Origin of the sequence: Marinibacterium profundimaris, assembly GCF_002210095.1 — a bacterium.
GTDB lineage: Bacteria > Pseudomonadota > Alphaproteobacteria > Rhodobacterales > Rhodobacteraceae > Marinibacterium > Marinibacterium profundimaris.
In genome coordinates, this window is record NZ_AQQR01000010.1 from 1 (window position 1) to 14,573 (window position 14,573).

The 14,573-nt window shown below is 69.3% G+C and carries 17 protein-coding genes and 1 riboswitch; all 17 genes read left to right on the forward strand.

Annotation, left to right across the window (positions count from 1 at the left end):
- A partial coding sequence (locus tag ATO3_RS19020; protein ID WP_198963314.1) for an ABC transporter substrate-binding protein occupies positions 1 to 1,132 on the forward strand: 1,132 nt, incomplete at its 5' end.
- A gap of 44 nt (positions 1,133 to 1,176) precedes the next feature.
- Complete coding sequence (locus ATO3_RS19025; protein ID WP_088651488.1) at positions 1,177 to 2,238, forward strand: FecCD family ABC transporter permease; 1,062 nt, start codon at positions 1,177 to 1,179, stop codon at positions 2,236 to 2,238.
- The gene (locus ATO3_RS19030) at positions 2,232 to 2,993 is read left to right on the forward strand and encodes an ABC transporter ATP-binding protein (RefSeq protein WP_088651489.1); all 762 of its coding nucleotides are present in this window, start codon (positions 2,232 to 2,234) and stop codon (positions 2,991 to 2,993) included. Before ATO3_RS19025 ends, ATO3_RS19030 begins: the two co-directional genes overlap by 7 nt.
- Before the next feature lie 411 nt (positions 2,994 to 3,404).
- A complete protein-coding gene (cysP, locus tag ATO3_RS19035) occupies positions 3,405 to 4,442 on the forward strand; it encodes a thiosulfate ABC transporter substrate-binding protein CysP (RefSeq protein ID WP_088651490.1) in 1,038 nt (345 codons plus the stop codon).
- Positions 4,443 to 4,565: 123 nt separating this feature from the next.
- A complete protein-coding gene (cysT, locus tag ATO3_RS19040; protein ID WP_088651491.1) occupies positions 4,566 to 5,408 on the forward strand; it encodes a sulfate ABC transporter permease subunit CysT in 843 nt (280 codons plus the stop codon).
- 3 nt (positions 5,409 to 5,411) lie between these two features.
- Positions 5,412 to 6,215 (forward strand): sulfate ABC transporter permease subunit CysW, encoded by an 804-nt coding sequence (gene cysW, locus ATO3_RS19045; protein ID WP_088651492.1) that lies wholly within the window; start codon positions 5,412 to 5,414, stop codon positions 6,213 to 6,215.
- Positions 6,212 to 6,919, forward strand: a complete 708-nt coding sequence (locus ATO3_RS19050) for an ABC transporter ATP-binding protein (protein WP_088651493.1) — start codon at positions 6,212 to 6,214, stop codon at positions 6,917 to 6,919. The genes cysW and ATO3_RS19050 overlap by 4 nt, the downstream gene beginning before the upstream one ends.
- Positions 6,920 to 7,057: 138 nt before the next feature.
- Positions 7,058 to 7,158: riboswitch (TPP riboswitch) on the forward strand.
- 55 nt (positions 7,159 to 7,213) lie between these two features.
- Entirely contained in the window at positions 7,214 to 8,020 is an 807-nt protein-coding gene (gene thiD, locus ATO3_RS19055) for a bifunctional hydroxymethylpyrimidine kinase/phosphomethylpyrimidine kinase (RefSeq protein WP_088651494.1), read from the forward strand.
- Positions 8,017 to 8,994 (forward strand): FAD-dependent oxidoreductase, encoded by a 978-nt coding sequence (locus tag ATO3_RS19060; RefSeq protein WP_088651495.1) that lies wholly within the window; start codon positions 8,017 to 8,019, stop codon positions 8,992 to 8,994. Before thiD ends, ATO3_RS19060 begins: the two co-directional genes overlap by 4 nt.
- Positions 8,978 to 9,172, forward strand: coding sequence for a sulfur carrier protein ThiS (gene thiS / locus ATO3_RS19065; RefSeq protein ID WP_088651496.1), 195 nt, complete (start codon positions 8,978 to 8,980; stop codon positions 9,170 to 9,172). The genes ATO3_RS19060 and thiS overlap by 17 nt, the downstream gene beginning before the upstream one ends.
- Before the next feature lies 1 nt (position 9,173).
- Positions 9,174 to 9,944 (forward strand): thiazole synthase, encoded by a 771-nt coding sequence (locus ATO3_RS19070; RefSeq protein WP_088651497.1) that lies wholly within the window; start codon positions 9,174 to 9,176, stop codon positions 9,942 to 9,944.
- Positions 9,941 to 10,537 carry a thiamine phosphate synthase gene (locus ATO3_RS19075; protein ID WP_088651498.1) on the forward strand — a complete coding sequence of 199 codons (597 nt, stop codon included), beginning with the start codon at positions 9,941 to 9,943 and terminating at the stop codon, positions 10,535 to 10,537. The genes ATO3_RS19070 and ATO3_RS19075 overlap by 4 nt, the downstream gene beginning before the upstream one ends.
- Positions 10,534 to 11,517: a HesA/MoeB/ThiF family protein gene (locus ATO3_RS19080; protein WP_088651606.1), complete on the forward strand. Its 984-nt coding sequence runs from the start codon at positions 10,534 to 10,536 to the stop codon at positions 11,515 to 11,517. The genes ATO3_RS19075 and ATO3_RS19080 overlap by 4 nt, the downstream gene beginning before the upstream one ends.
- Positions 11,514 to 12,449, forward strand: coding sequence for an ABC transporter substrate-binding protein (locus ATO3_RS19085; RefSeq protein WP_088651499.1), 936 nt, complete (start codon positions 11,514 to 11,516; stop codon positions 12,447 to 12,449). Before ATO3_RS19080 ends, ATO3_RS19085 begins: the two co-directional genes overlap by 4 nt.
- Entirely contained in the window at positions 12,446 to 13,117 is a 672-nt protein-coding gene (gene tenA / locus ATO3_RS19090; protein ID WP_088651500.1) for a thiaminase II, read from the forward strand. Before ATO3_RS19085 ends, tenA begins: the two co-directional genes overlap by 4 nt.
- Positions 13,114 to 13,839 (forward strand): ABC transporter ATP-binding protein, encoded by a 726-nt coding sequence (locus tag ATO3_RS19095; protein WP_088651501.1) that lies wholly within the window; start codon positions 13,114 to 13,116, stop codon positions 13,837 to 13,839. The genes tenA and ATO3_RS19095 overlap by 4 nt, the downstream gene beginning before the upstream one ends.
- Positions 13,836 to 14,567, forward strand: a complete 732-nt coding sequence (locus ATO3_RS19100; RefSeq protein WP_088651502.1) for an ABC transporter permease — start codon at positions 13,836 to 13,838, stop codon at positions 14,565 to 14,567. The genes ATO3_RS19095 and ATO3_RS19100 overlap by 4 nt, the downstream gene beginning before the upstream one ends.
- Positions 14,568 to 14,573 lie beyond the last annotated feature (6 nt).

The following is a 14,573-nucleotide window of genomic DNA, read 5'->3' on the forward strand; positions in this document are numbered from 1 at the left end:
CCTTCGTGCCCTGCTCGGTGCCTCCGCGCTGAGCCTTTCCGTCGCCAGCCTTGTGCAAGCCGATCCCGTTACCCTCACCGACATTGCCGGTCGCGAGGTCACGGTCGACGCACCAGTCGAGCGCGTGATCCTGGGCGAGGGCCGGCAGATTTTCTTCGCGGCGGTGCTGGATGGCGAAGATCCCTTCGCCCGCGTCGTCGGCTGGCGCGACGATTTCCGCCAGGCATCGCCCGAGAGCTATGAGGCCTATGCCGAAGTTTTCCCCGAACTGACCGAGATCCCGACCTTCGGCGGCTTCAAGGACGGCACCTTCGACATCGAGCAGGCCGTGTCGCTGGACCCGGACGTGATGATCCTGAACCTCGAGGCCAAGGCCGCCACCGACGAAGCCGGCTACGAGGAGAAGCTGGCCAAGGTCGGCATCCCGATCGTCTACGTGGATTTCCGCGAAAAGCCCTTCGAGCATACATCCAAGTCGATGGAGATCATCGGTGAGCTGTTCGGAGAGGAAGAGCGCGCGGCCGAGTTCAACACCTTCTACCAGGACCAGATCGCCCGCGTCACCGACGTGATCGAGGCGCAGGACGACCTGCGCCGCCCGCTGACCTTCGTCGAACGCGCCGGCGGCTATTCCGAGGATTGCTGCATGTCCTTCGGCAACGGCAATTTCGGCACTTTCGTGGAACTCGCCGGCGGCGAGAACATGGCCGCGCCCTTCATCCCCGGCACCTTCGGGACGGTGAATGCCGAGCAGGTCATCGCCTCGGATCCCGAGGTGATCGTGGTCACCGGCGGCAATTGGGAAGCCTATGTGCCGGGCGGTGACTGGATCGGGGTGGGACCCGGCGCAGACGATGCCGTCAACCGCGAGAAACTGGCCGCGCTGATGGAGCGCCCGGGTTTCACCGGCGTGCAGGCGGTCGAGGACGGCAATGTCCACGCGATCTGGCACCAGTTCTACAACAACCCCTACAGCTTCGTCGCGGTGCAGCAGCTGGCGGCCTGGCTGCACCCCGATCTGTTCCCCGACCTCGATCCAGAGGCGACGCTGATCGAACTGCACGAACGTTTCCTGCCGGTGGCGTACCGCCCCGGCTACTGGGTCTCGCTCGGCTCGGGTGAAACGCACTGAAACCGGCGGGCGGCCCCCGGGCCGCCCCTTGCACGAGGCACTCCATGTCGACAGCCACGACCGATACGGTCCAGCACGCAGACAGATACCGGGGCCTGGTTGCCCGGCGCCTGGTCATCCTGGCCGGGCTTGCCGCGCTTCTGGTCCTGTCGGTTGCCGTCGATGTCTCGCTCGGGCCGGCGCGCTACGGGCTGGGGGATGTTCTGAGGACGATCTTCGCCCCCGGCGCGGCCGAGCTGCAGATGCGCGTGGTGGTCTGGGATATCCGGATGCCGATGGCGCTGCTGGCGGTGACCGTGGGCGCAAGCCTGTCGCTGGCGGGCGCGCAGATGCAGACGATCCTGGCCAACCCGCTGGCCAGCCCCTTCACCCTGGGCCTGTCGGCCGCGGCCAGTTTCGGCGCGGCCATGGCGATGGTGCTGGGCGTTGCGCTGTTCCCGGCGGCGATCGGGCTGATGGTGCCGATCAATGCCTTCGCCATGGCGATGGCTGCCTCGCTGCTGATCTTCGGCCTGTCGACCATGCGCGGTGTCACGGTCGAGACGATCATCCTGCTGGGCATCGCGCTGGTCTTTTCCTTCAACGCGGCGCTGGCGCTGCTGCAGTACTTCGCCTCGGAACAGGCGCTGTCGGCGGTGGTGTTCTGGACCATGGGCAGCCTGACCAAGGCGACCTGGGGCAAGGTCGCCATCACCGCCGCGATCCTGGCGGTGTGCACGCCGCTCTTCATGCGCCGGGCCTGGGCGCTGACGGCGATCCGCCTGGGCGAGACACGCGCCGCCGCCATGGGCGTGCCGGTGCGCCGCCTGCGGCTCGAGGCGCTGTTGCTGGTGTCGCTGCTGGCGGCGGTGCCGGTGTCCTTCGTGGGCACCATCGGCTTCATCGGCATCGTCGGGCCGCATATCGCTCGGCTGCTGCTGGGCGAGGACCAGCGGTTTTTCCTGCCCGGCGCGATGCTATCGGGGGCGGTGATCCTGTCGGCCACCTCGGTTCTGTCCAAGGCGATCCTGCCCGGTGCGGTCCTGCCCATCGGCATCATCACCGCGCTGGTCGGCGTGCCCTTCTTCGCCGCGCTGATCCTGACGAAAGGACGCAAGGGATGGTAAGCTTGTCACTGGACCGTATCGGCGCGCGCTACGGCCGCCGGCAGATCCTGGCCGAGGCCTCGGCCCCGCGGATCGAGGGCGGGGTGCTGACCGCGCTGGTGGGCGCCAATGCCGCCGGCAAATCCACCCTGTTCCGCCGCATCGCCGGCCAGCTGCGCGGACCGGGCACCGTGCGGCTGATCGAGGCCGATCCCGACGATCTGCGTTACATGCCGCAAGACACGGCGATGAGCGCGGCGCTGACGGTCTACGAATCCATCATTCTCGCCCTGAAACAGCAGGGCGGCGGCTGGCGGCTCTCGGCGCAGGAACTGGCGGCGGTCGACGACGTGCTGCACCGCTTCGGCGTCGCGCACCTGGCCGAACGGCAGCTGCCCGAGCTGTCCGGCGGGCAGCGGCAGGCGGTGTCCATTGCCCAGACGCTGGTGACACGGCCCAAGGTCGTGCTGATGGACGAGCCGACTTCGGCGCTGGACCTCTACCGCCAGTACGAGGTGCTGGACGCACTGCACCGCTACGCCGCCGAAACCGAGGCGGTGGTGATCCTGGCACTGCACGATCTGAACCAGGTGATCCGGTCCTGCGCCATGACCATCGCCCTTGGCGGCGGCAGCATCCTGACCTCGGGTGCCACGCGGGACGTGCTGACGCCCGAACTGATCCGCGATCTCTACGGCGTCGAAAGCCGGGTGGAGATGTGTTCCAGGGGCGCGCCGATGATCATCGTCGACGGGCCCATGGCCAAGGCCTCCTGAACGCACCGTCTGCCGCCTGGCCGGCCCGCCGTCTGCATCCACGCCATTCGGGCCGCATGACGTTGCGCCGGACGCCGGAGGCATGTCGCCTTCAAGGCCGCCCACGTAAGTCCGGCCGGGCACTCGATCCGTGAGCTGTTGCTGCGTGCACCGCGGCACCGCGCGTGGCGCTCCTGCGCACCGCTCAAATGGGACGTTACGGGCATCGGACATCTCTCTTCAGCCCCTGCGCGAGGGGGTGGCCCGTGCCGCCCGCACCGGCGTTTCTTCTGACCCCGCTGCCGGTAGACAATTCTACCTCAATTCTTCAAGCCCGCGGAAATTGGTTCTTTTCTGCTCCCGACCCGATTGAACTTCCCGGAAATTGGTACTTTTTCAGCGCCTGACCTTCACACGGACCAGGAGCCGACAATGACCTCTTCCACCTTCCCGAGCCTCCGGTCTTCGCGTTTCATCCCGCGCAGCCTCGGGGCCGCAGCCATCGCGCTGACCGGCTTCTTCAGCCCCGCGCACGCGCAAGATCGGGAGATCCTCAATGTCTCCTACGATATCGCCCGCGAACTCTATGCCGCCCTGAACCCGGTCTTCGCCGAGCAATGGAAGGCCGAGACCGGCGAGACCCTGACCATCCAGCAGAGCCACGCCGGTTCGTCGAAACAGGCCCGCGCCATCCTGCAGGGGCTCAAGGCCGACCTGGTGACCTTCAACCAGGTGCTCGACGTGCAGATCCTGGCCGACCGCGGCTTTGTCGACGAAGACTGGCAGCAGGACCTGCCCAACAACGCCTCGCCTTATTACTCGCTGCCCGCCTTCCTGGTGCGCGGTGACAATCCGAAGGGGATCGAGGACTGGGACGACCTGGTGCGCGACGATGTCGAGATCATCTTTCCCAACCCGAAGACCAGCGGCAACGCACGCTACACCTACCTTGCCGCCTATGCCTATGCGCTGGACGCCTTCGAGGGCGATGACGAAGCCGCGCAGGACTTCGTCGGCAAGATCCTGGAAAACGTCGTGGTCTTCGACACCGGCGGGCGTGGCGCGACCACCAGTTTCGTGGAACGCGGGCTGGGCGACGTGCTGATCACCTTCGAGGCCGAGGTCGAGAACATCCGCGCCGCCGAGGACGAGGGCGCCTATGACCGCGTCGTGCCGTCGGTGTCGCTGCTGGCCGAATTCCCGGTCGCCATGGTCCGCAAGGTGGCCGAGGCGCAGGGCAACGTGGATGTATCGCAGGCCTACCTGGACTTCCTCTACAGCACCGAGGCGCAGGAGATCATCGCGTCGTTCAACAACCGCGTGCATGACCCCGAGGTTGTCGAGGCCACGGCGGATCAATTCCCCGAAGTGCGCCTGATCACCGTCGAAGAGGTGTTCGGCAGCTGGGCCGAGGCGCAGGAGACGCATTTCGGCGATGGCGGCACGCTGGATACGATCTTCCGCAACTGATCCCTAGGGGATCCGCATGACAGGCCCCTGCGCCACGGCGCGGGGGCCGCACGTTTCAGGGCCCGCCCCTCGGGGCCCGAAATCGACCGCCCGCCTGAAGACCCGACGACGCAAGGACCCCCGATGCTCGCGATGAAACGCACCGCCCCGCACATCCTGCCGGGGTTCTCCCTGTCCCTCGGCATCACCCTCCTGTTCCTCTGCCTGATCGTTCTGCTGCCGATCAGCGGGTTGCTGTGGCAGCTCGGCCAGCTGGGGCCGGGCGATTTCATCCGGGTCATGGGGTCGGAACGGGTGCTGGCCGCGCTGCGGGTGACCTTTACCGCCGCCGCCGCCGCAACGCTGGTGAACGGCGTCTTCGGCCTGCTGCTGGCCTGGGTGCTGACGCGCTACCGTTTCCCGGGGCGCAACGTGCTGGACGCGCTGGTCGACCTGCCCTTTGCCCTGCCCACCGCCGTTGCCGGCATCGCGCTGGTCGCGCTTTATGATCGCTCGGGCTGGGTCGGCAGCCTGCTCGACAGCGTCGGCATCCAGGTGGCCTATACCTGGTGGGGCATCGTGATCGCGATGATCTTCACCTCCATCCCCTTTGCCGTCCGGGCCATCCAGCCCGCGATCGAAGAGCTTGACCCCGACGAGGAAGCCGCCGCCCTGACGCTGGGCGCCAATAGCTGGCAGCGGTTCCGCCACGTGATCCTGCGCCCGCTGATGCCGTCGATCCTGACCGGCGTGGGCCTGTCCTTCGTGCGCTCGCTGGGCGAATTCGGCGCGGTGATCTTCATCGCCGGCAACCTGCCCTACAAGACCGAGATCGCCTCGCTGCTGATCCTGATCCGGCTCGACGAGTTCGACTATCCCGCCGCCGCCGCCATCGCCGGTACGCTGCTGGGCGTCTCGCTGCTGCTGCTGGTGGCGATCAACGTGGCCCAGACGCGGCTGCAATCCTACCTGCGGACGGGGGGCTGAGCCATGGCACGCAAGCTGCTGATTCTGCTCGCAGCGCTGTTCCTGGGCATCGTCGTCGTGCTGCCCGTGATCGCGATCTTCCACCGCGCCTTCGCCGAGGGCTGGGGCACCTACGTCGCCTCGATCACCGACCCCGAGACCGTCTCGGCCATGCGGCTGACGGTGATCGCCACGCTTTTCGTGCTGCCGGTGAACCTGGTCTTCGGGGTTGCCGCCGCCTGGCTGATCGCGCGCTACCGCTTCTTCGGACGCCGCGCGCTGCTGGTGCTGATCGAACTGCCCTTCGCCGTCTCGCCCATCGTCGCGGGCCTGTGCTTCCTGCTGATCTACGGCGCCTACGGCCCGGTCGGCGCGGCTCTGGAGGGCTGGAACATCCAGCTGATGTTCAACCTGACGGGCATCGTGCTGGTGTCGCTCTTCGTGACCTGCCCCTTCGTGATGCGCGAGGTGCTGCCGGTGCTGATGGTCTCCGGCGAGGACGAGGAAAAGGCCGCGCTGACGCTGGGCGCCAGCGGCTGGAGCATCTTCCGGCACGTGGTGCTGCCCAACATCTCGTGGGGGCTGGCCTATGGCACGGTGCTGACCATGGCCCGCGCCATGGGTGAATTCGGCGCGGTTAGCGTGGTCTCCGGCGCGATCCGGGGCGAGACGATGACCCTGCCGCTGCAAATCGAGCTTCTCTACAACGATTACAACGCCACCGGCGCCTTCGCCGCGGCCACGGTGCTGGCGGGGCTTGCCCTTGTCACCCTTGCGCTGCGCGGCGTACTGGACCGCTTCGGCCCGAAAAGGAGGGCGCATACATGAGCTTCGAGGCACATGACATCCACAAGTCCTACGAGGGGACGGAGGTGCTCAAGGGCGTCTCGCTTTCTGTCGGCAAGGGCGAGTTCATTGCGCTGCTGGGCCCGTCGGGGTCGGGCAAGACCACGCTGCTGAACATCATCGCGGGGCTGGCGCATGCCGACCGGGGCCGCCTGGAGTTCGACGGAGAGGACATCACCCGGCTGCCCTCGGGCGCGCGGCATTTCGGCATGGTCTTTCAGAACTACGCGCTGTTCCGGCACCTGACGGTGGCGCAGAACGTGGGCTTCGGGCTGAAAGTGATGAAGAACGGCCCCGGCCGGGCCGAGATCGCGCGCCGGGTCGAGGAGCTGCTCGAGATGATCGAGCTGCCGGGGCTGGCCCATCGCTACCCGGCGCAGCTCTCTGGCGGGCAGCGCCAGCGGGTGGCCATGGCCCGCGCGCTCGCGATCCGTCCCCGGCTGCTGCTGATGGACGAACCCTTCAGCGCGCTGGATGCGCAGGTGCGGGTGTCGCTGCGCAGCTCGGTCCGCGACCTGCAGCGCAAGGCCGGGGTGGGGGCGATCATGGTCACCCATGACCAGTCCGAGGCGCGCGCGCTGGCCGACAGGATCGCCGTCATGGACCATGGCCGGATCGTGAAATTCGACACGCCCGAGGCCATCGGCGATCAGCCCCTTGGCGAACCGGCGGTCGCCGGAAGCTGAAGGCCCCGCGCCGGGCAACTGCCCGATCTGCATGTGAAAGCATCGCCTTCGCCGCCCCCGGCGAGGCGTCCGGGCCGGTCCCCGGGTCGCTTTCCGTCGCACGGCTTGAACGCGGGGCGTCCGACTGCTACGAATTCGTCGAATCCGTTGGGGTGTCCCGTTTGGGACTGAGAGGCGCGAGCCAACCCATCGAACCTGATCCGGGCAATACCGGCGTAGGGAACGGAGCACGAGCTGGCCGCGAACACTCTCGCACGTCATGTCTGCATCCTCCCCGCGCCCTGGGGGGAAGACATGAGGCCACAGGCATCCGCATTGACGATCGCAGGCTCCGACAGCGGTGGAGGTGCGGGCATCCAGGCCGATCTGAAGACGTTCTCGGCGCTTGGCGTCTATGGCACGTCGGCAATCACCGCGATCACTGCGCAGAACACCCGGGGCGTCTTTGCCGTCGAGGCGATCTCGCCCGCCGTGGTCGGGGCGCAGATATCGGCCGTGCTGGACGACATTCCCCCGGATGCGGTCAAGATCGGGATGCTGGCGACGGCCGAGATCGTCGCCGCCGTGGCGTCTGCGCTTGCCGGCTATGGCGGGCCGGTGGTGCTGGACCCGGTGATGGTGGCCAAGTCAGGCGACGCGCTGCTGGCCGAAGAGGCCGAGGCCGCGCTGGTCGAGCTGCTGCTGCCCCGCGCCGACGTGCTGACCCCGAACCTGCCGGAGGCCGCGCGGCTGCTGGGCCGCCCCGACATGGCGCGCGACGCGGCGGAGACCGAGACGCAGGGCCAAGCGCTGCGCGCGCTTGGCGCCCGGGCCGTGCTGATGAAGGGCGGCCATGCCGAGGGGCCGGTCTGCACCGACCGGCTGGTCACCGCCACCGGCGTCGCCGCCTTCGACCAGCCTCGCCTTGCCACGCGCAACACCCATGGAACCGGCTGCAGCCTGTCCTCGGCCATTGCCGCCGAGCTGGCGAAGGGCGCCGGGGCCGAACCGGCGGTGCAGCGCGCGCAGGCGTGGCTGCACGGGGCCATCCGGGGCGCGGACGGGCTGGGGATCGGCGGCGGTCATGGCCCCGTCCACCATTTCCACGAGGTCTGGCAATGACCCGCGCCACCGTCATCGGCGCCGGTGTCGCCGGGCTGTGCGTGGCCACCGAACTCGTGCGCCGGGGCCACGACGTCACCGTTTTCGACCCCGCACCGATGCCCGGGCCGCACCATTGTTCGTGGTGGGCCGGAGGCATGCTCGCCCCCTTCTGCGAGGGCGAGACCGCGGAGGAGCCGGTGGTGCGCCTGGGCCAGGTGTCCGCCGACTGGTGGGAGAGCCAGGGCGTGCCCGTCACGCGCCGGGGCACCATCGTCGTCACCCCGGGCCGCGACCGGCGGGAGCTTGACCGCTTCGCCCGGCGCACCCGGGGCCACAGCCTTCTGGATGCCGGGGCGCTGGCCGCGCTGGAACCCGACCTTGCGGGGCGCTTCGACCGCGCGCTGCATGTCGGCGAGGAAGCGCACCTGGATCCCCGTGCCGCGCTGCGTCACCTGCGGACACGGCTGGAGACGGACGGCGTGCGTTTCGTGGCCGAACAGGGCCGGGCCGACGGGCTGACCTTCGACTGTCGCGGCCTGGCGGCGCGCGACGCCCTGCCCGCGCTGCGCGGGGTGAAGGGCGAGATGGCCGTGCTGCATGCCCCCGACATCCGCCTGACGCGCCCGGTCCGGCTGCTGCATCCGCGCTTTCCGCTTTACGCCGTGCCGCGCGCCGACGGCCATGTCATGCTGGGCGCCACCCAGATCGAAAGCGACGACCGCCGCCGCCGCGTGCGGTCGGTGCTTGAGCTGCTGTCGGCCGCCTATGCGCTGCATCCCGCCTTCGGCGAGGCCGAGCTGGTGGAGATCGGCGTCGATGCCCGCCCCGCCTTTCCCGACAACCTGCCGCGCCTGATCCGGCGCGGCGACACGATCCATGTCAATGGCCTGTTCCGTCACGGTTTCCTGCTGGCCCCCGCGCTGGCGCGGATGGCGGCGGAGCTGGCCTTCGACGGATGCAAACCGGAGTTTTATCATGAAGATCACGGTTAACGGCACCGAGACCGAGGTGCAGGGCGACACGCTCGCCGCCGCCCTGGACGAGCTGGGCTACGGCGAGGCGAAGGTCGCCACCGCCGTCAACGAAGCCTTCGTGCCAGCCACGGCGCGCGACCGGGCGCTGTCGCCCGGCGACCGGGTCGAAATCGTCGCCCCCCGGCAGGGAGGCTGAGATGCGCGTCTACGAAACCGAAATCGCCTCGCGCCTGATGCTGGGCACGGCGCAATATCCCTCACCCGCGACGCTGGCCGAGGCCTTCCGCCGCTCTGGCGCGGGGATCGCCACCGTCTCTGTCCGGCGCGAGGCCGGGGGCGAGCGCGCCGGCGCTGCCTTCTGGGATCTCGTGCGCGAGCTGGGCGTGACCGTCCTGCCCAATACGGCCGGCTGCCATTCGGTGCGCGAGGCGGTGACCACGGCACAGATGGCGCGCGAGCTGTTCGATACCGCCTGGATCAAGCTGGAGGTGATCGGCCATGCCGACACGCTGCAGCCCGATCCCTTCGGCCTGGTCGAGGCCGCGCGGATCCTGACGGAGGACGGGTTCCAGGTGTTCCCCTACACGACCGAGGATGTCGTTCTGGCCGAAAGGCTGCTGCAGGCGGGCTGCGAGGTGCTGATGCCCTGGGGGGCGCCGATCGGCACCGGGCTTGGGCTGACCAATATCTACGGGCTGCGGACGCTGCGCGCGCAGTTCCCGGATGTGCCGATGGTGGTCGATGCGGGGCTGGGCCTGCCCAGCCAGGCCACCATGGCGATGGAAATGGGCTTTGACGCCGTCCTGCTGAACACCGCCGTCGCGAAGGCCGGCGATCCGGCGGCGATGGCCGAGGGCTTTGCCCGCGCGGTGGAGGCCGGCCGGCTGGCCTTCGAGGCCGATCCGATGGAGCCCCGCGACATGGCCGCGCCCTCGACCCCGGTGATCGGCAAGGCGTTCCTGTCATGAAGCTCGATCGTTTCTACCCGATCTTCGACAGTGTCGACTGGCTGGAGCGGATGCTGCCACTTGGCGTGAAGCTGGTGCAGCTGCGCGTGAAGGACCGCCCCGAGGCCGAGCTGCGCGAGACCATCGCCGCGGCGCAGGCGCTCTGCTGCGTGCACGGGGCGGTGCTGGTGGTGAACGATCACTGGCGGATCGCCATCGACAAGGGCTGCGACTGGGTCCACCTGGGGCAGGAGGATCTGGACACCGCCGATGTGCCGGCGATCCGCCGGGCCGGGCTGAAACTGGGCATCAGCACCCATGACCATGCCGAACTGGATCGCGCGCTGTCACTTTCGCCGGATTACGTGGCGCTTGGGCCGGTCTACCCGACGATCCTGAAGAAGATGAAGTGGCATCAGCAGGGGCTGGAAAAGGTGACCGAGTGGAAGGGGCTGATCGGGGATCTGCCGCTGGTCGCCATCGGTGGGATGCGCGTGGACCGGGCGGAAGGCGCCTTTGCCGCGGGGGCCGACATCGTGTCGGTGGTCACCGACATCACCCTGAACGACGACCCCGAGGCGCGCCTGCGCGAGTGGATCGGGGCGACGCGATGAACCGCTATGCCCGCCAGCTCGCTGTGCCGGAACTGGGGCCCGGGGGCCAGGCCCGTCTGCGGGACGCCCATGTTCTGGTCGTGGGCGCCGGCGGGCTGGCCGCGCCGGTGCTGCCCTATCTTGGCGGGGCCGGGGTTGGCCGCATCCGGCTGGTCGATCCCGACCGGGCCGAGATCACGAACCTGCATCGCCAGGTGCTGTTCCGCGAAGGTGACGTCGGCCGCGCCAAGGCGCTGGCCGGGGCCGAGGCGGTTACCGCACTCAACCCCGAATGCCGGGTGGAGCCCGTCGTCGCCGCGCTTGACCCGGGCAATGCAAAGGCGCTTTGCGACGGCGTCGATCTCGTGCTCGACTGCGCGGACAGCTTCGCGGTGAGCTACATCCTGTCCGATCACTGCCGTGCCACGGGGCAGCCGCTGGTCAGCGCCTCCGTCATCGGGCTTGATGGGTATTGCGGGGCCTTCTGCGGCGGCGCGCCCAGCCTGCGGGCGGTGTTTCCCGACCTGCCGCAGCGGCTGGGCTCCTGCGCCGAGGATGGCGTGCTGGGCCCCGTCGTGGGGATGGTCGGCGCGCTGCAGGCGCAGATGGCGATCGCGCTTCTGGCCGGGCTCGACCCGTCGCCGCTGGGCCAGCTTGTCACGCTGGACGCGCGCGGCTTCCGCTTCGGCGGTTTCCGCTTCGATGGCGCGCCCGAACCCGCGCACCAACCGCGCTTCCTTGCCCCCTCCGCGATCGCGCCCGGCGATTTCCTCGTCGACCTGCGCGCCGAGACCGAGGCGCCGCTTCTGCGCCCCTATGCCCATCGCCTGCCCGCCAGTGCCTTTGGCCCCGGCGGCCCGCGCCCCGAACCCGGGCAGCGCGCCGTGCTCTGCTGCCGCTCGGGCCAGCGCGCCTGGGCCGCGGCCGAACGGCTCGCCGCGGCCTGGGACGGAGACATCTTTCTTGTCGCCCTGGGCGACCCAACCGGAGACCACGCATGAAAGCCCCCCTGACCGCCCTTGCCCTTCTTCTCGCCGCGCCCGCCGCCGCGCAGGACGAAATGAGCGTTATGCTCGACTGGTTCGTGAACCCCGACCACGGGCCGATCATCCTGGCCGAGGAGCTGGGCTATTTCGAAGAGGCCGGGCTGGAGGTCGAGGTGATCGCCCCGGCCGATCCCGCCGACCCGCCGAAGATGGCCGCCACCGGATCGGTCGACCTTGCGATTTCGTACCAGCCGCAGCTGCACCTACAGGTGGCCGAAGGCATGCCGCTGATGCGCGTCGGCACGCTGGTCGCCACGCCGCTGAACTGCCTGCTGGTGCTGGACGACGGCCCCGTGGCGCAGATCGGCGACCTGGAGGACCGCAAGGTCGGCTTCTCGGTCGCGGGCGTCGAAGAGGCGCTGCTGTCGGCCATGCTGGGCCAGGCCGGGCTGGGCACCGGGGATGTCGAGCTGGTCAACGTCAACTGGTCGCTGTCGCCCGCGCTGATGTCGGGGCAGGTGGACGCGGTGATCGGGGCCTTCCGCAATTTCGAACTGAACCAGATGGAGATCGAGGGCGTCGCCGGCCGCTGCTTCTATCCCGAGGAACAGGGCGTGCCGACCTATGACGAGCTGATCTATGTCGCCAATCCCGAGACGATGGATGCCGGCATGATCCGCCGTTTCCTGGGCGCGACGGAGAAGGCGACGCAATACATCGTCAACCACCCGCAGGAAAGCTGGGAGCTGTTCGCCGCCACCTCGACCGAGCTGCAGGACGAGCTGAACGAGAAGGCCTGGGCCGACACGCTGCCCCGCTTTGCCCTGCGCCCCGAGGCGCTGGACGCGGGCCGCTACCAGCGGTTCGAGAGCTTCCTGCACGAGGCCGGGCTGATCGGCGACACCCGCCCGGTCACCGCGCTGGCCGTCGATCTGGGGGCGGAATGAGCTACGGAGAGACCTTTCCGCTCTGGCGCGGAGCGGCGGGTGAGGCCTGGCAGGCCTACACCCGCCATCCCTTCGTCGAGAGGCTGGCGGACGGCACGCTGCCGCGGGACGGGTTCCTGCGCTACCTGGTGCAGGATTACCTGTTCCTCGTGCATTTCTCCCGCGCCTGGGCGCTGGCGGTGACCAAGGCCGACACACTGGACGAGATGCGCGCCTGCGCGGCCACTGTGCAGGCCCTGCTGGACGAGGAGATGCGCCTGCACGTGCAGACCTGCGCCGCCGAGGGCATCACCGAGGCCCGGCTTTTCGCCGCCACCGAGGCGCCGCAGAACATCGCCTATACGCGCTATGTGCTCGATGCCGGTCACCGGGGCGATTTCCTCGACCTGCTGGCGGCGCTGGCGCCCTGCGTTCTGGGCTATGGTGAGATCGGCGCGCGGCTGGCGGCCGAGGCGGGCAAGACCCCCTATGCCGACTGGATCGCGACCTATGGCGGGGCCGAGTATCAGCAGACCTGCCGCGATGTCGGCGCGCTGATCGACACCGCCGTCGCCCGCCGGCTTGGCCCGGCGCCCGAGGCCACGCCGCGCTGGCCCGCGCTGTGCGACGTCTTCGCGACGGCCACGCGGCTGGAGGTCGACTTCTGGGGCATGGGCCTGCCCGAATGACCCCGCCGCCCGCGCTGCACCTGTCCGGTCAGGCGAAGATCGGCGACACGCCGATCTTCGGACCGTTGGTGATGGAAGCTCCGGCCGGGCAATGGACCTGCCTGCTGGGCCCCTCCGGCGTGGGTAAATCGACGCTTCTGCGGCTTTTCGCGGGGCTTGGGGACGAGGTCACATTCGAAGGCACGTTCGGTGCCGGGGACGGCGCGCCGCTGGAGGGGCGCGTGGCGCTGATGGCGCAGGGCGATCTGCTGATGCCCTGGCTCGACGTGACGGCGAATGTCACCCTTGGCGCGCGCCTGCGCGGCGCGGAGGTGGCGCGCGACAGGGCGCTCGGAATCCTGGACTGGGTGGGCCTCTCGGACCACGCCGCGAAGCGGCCCGATGAACTTTCCGGCGGTCAGCGCCAGCGGGTGGCGCTGGCCCGGACGCTGATGGAGGACCGGCCCGTCGTGCTGCTGGATGAGCCGTTCTCGGCCCTGGACGCGCGGTCGCGCGCCCGGATGCAGGACCTGTCCGCCGAGCTGCTTGCGGGACGCACCGTGCTGCATGTCACCCATGACGTGGCCGAGGCCGCGCGGCTGGGGCAGGTGGTCCTGGTGATGACCGGCGACGGCATGAGCATGGCCGAGCCGCCCTGTGCCCAGGTTCCCCGGACATATGATGCGCCCGGCACGCTGGCCTTCCAGGGCGCGCTGCTGCGGCAGCTGATGGAGGCGCAATGACACGCGCCCTGCATGCCGCCGCGGCCACGTTGCTGGCCGTCCTGTCCTGGCAGGCGCTGGTCACGCTGGCCGATCTGCCGCGCTTCATCCTGCCGGGGCCCGGGCTGGTCGCGCAGGCGCTCTGGTCCAACCGGGCGCTGATCGCCGATCATGCGCTGATCACCGCGATCGAGGTTCTGGTCGGCCTGGGCCTTGGGTCTGCCCTGGGCTTCGTGTCGGCGATCCTTCTGGCGGCCTCGCCGCTGGCCCTGTCGCTGCTGCGTCCGATGCTGGTGTTCAGCCAGGCGATCCCGGTCTTCGCGCTGGCGCCGATCCTGACGCTGTGGCTGGGCTACGGGCTGTGGTCCAAGGTCGCGATGGCGCTGCTTATCATTTATTTCCCCGTGACCTCGGCCTTCTTCGACGCGCTGATGCGCACCGCCCCCGGCTGGCTGGAACTCGCCCGGGTGATGAACGCCCCACCGGCCCGGGTGATGTGGCATATCCGCGTGCCGGCGGCCCTGCCGGGCTTTGCCTCGGGCCTGCGGCTGGCCGTGGTCTATGCGCCGATCGGGGCGATCATCGGCGAATGGGTGGGCGCGTCGCAGGGGCTGGGCTATCTGATGCTGCTGGCCAACGGTCGGGCGAAGATCGACCTGATGTTCGCCGCGCTGATCGTGCTGGGCATCCTGACGCTGACCCTGCATGCGGCCGTCGACGCCCTGTGCCGGCGGCTGTGGGGGGCCTGATCCGGC

Bases quoted from the DNA above. Each gene is read 5' to 3' on its own strand.
- thiD (WP_088651494.1), top strand. From the start codon at position 7,214: ATGAGGCCACAGGCATCCGCATTGACGATCGCAGGCTCCGACAGCGGT.
- ATO3_RS19030 (WP_088651489.1), top strand. From the start codon at position 2,232: ATGGTAAGCTTGTCACTGGACCGTATCGGCGCGCGCTACGGCCGCCGG.
- ATO3_RS19080 (WP_088651606.1), top strand. From the start codon at position 10,534: ATGAACCGCTATGCCCGCCAGCTCGCTGTGCCGGAACTGGGGCCCGGG.
- ATO3_RS19060 (WP_088651495.1), top strand. From the start codon at position 8,017: ATGACCCGCGCCACCGTCATCGGCGCCGGTGTCGCCGGGCTGTGCGTG.
- ATO3_RS19095 (WP_088651501.1), top strand. From the start codon at position 13,114: ATGACCCCGCCGCCCGCGCTGCACCTGTCCGGTCAGGCGAAGATCGGC.
- tenA (WP_088651500.1), top strand. From the start codon at position 12,446: ATGAGCTACGGAGAGACCTTTCCGCTCTGGCGCGGAGCGGCGGGTGAG.
- ATO3_RS19025 (WP_088651488.1), top strand. From the start codon at position 1,177: ATGTCGACAGCCACGACCGATACGGTCCAGCACGCAGACAGATACCGG.
- ATO3_RS19085 (WP_088651499.1), top strand. From the start codon at position 11,514: ATGAAAGCCCCCCTGACCGCCCTTGCCCTTCTTCTCGCCGCGCCCGCC.
- cysW (WP_088651492.1), top strand. From the start codon at position 5,412: ATGGCACGCAAGCTGCTGATTCTGCTCGCAGCGCTGTTCCTGGGCATC.
- ATO3_RS19100 (WP_088651502.1), top strand. From the start codon at position 13,836: ATGACACGCGCCCTGCATGCCGCCGCGGCCACGTTGCTGGCCGTCCTG.
- thiS (WP_088651496.1), top strand. From the start codon at position 8,978: ATGAAGATCACGGTTAACGGCACCGAGACCGAGGTGCAGGGCGACACG.
- ATO3_RS19070 (WP_088651497.1), top strand. From the start codon at position 9,174: ATGCGCGTCTACGAAACCGAAATCGCCTCGCGCCTGATGCTGGGCACG.
- ATO3_RS19050 (WP_088651493.1), top strand. From the start codon at position 6,212: ATGAGCTTCGAGGCACATGACATCCACAAGTCCTACGAGGGGACGGAG.
- cysT (WP_088651491.1), top strand. From the start codon at position 4,566: ATGCTCGCGATGAAACGCACCGCCCCGCACATCCTGCCGGGGTTCTCC.
- ATO3_RS19075 (WP_088651498.1), top strand. From the start codon at position 9,941: ATGAAGCTCGATCGTTTCTACCCGATCTTCGACAGTGTCGACTGGCTG.
- cysP (WP_088651490.1), top strand. From the start codon at position 3,405: ATGACCTCTTCCACCTTCCCGAGCCTCCGGTCTTCGCGTTTCATCCCG.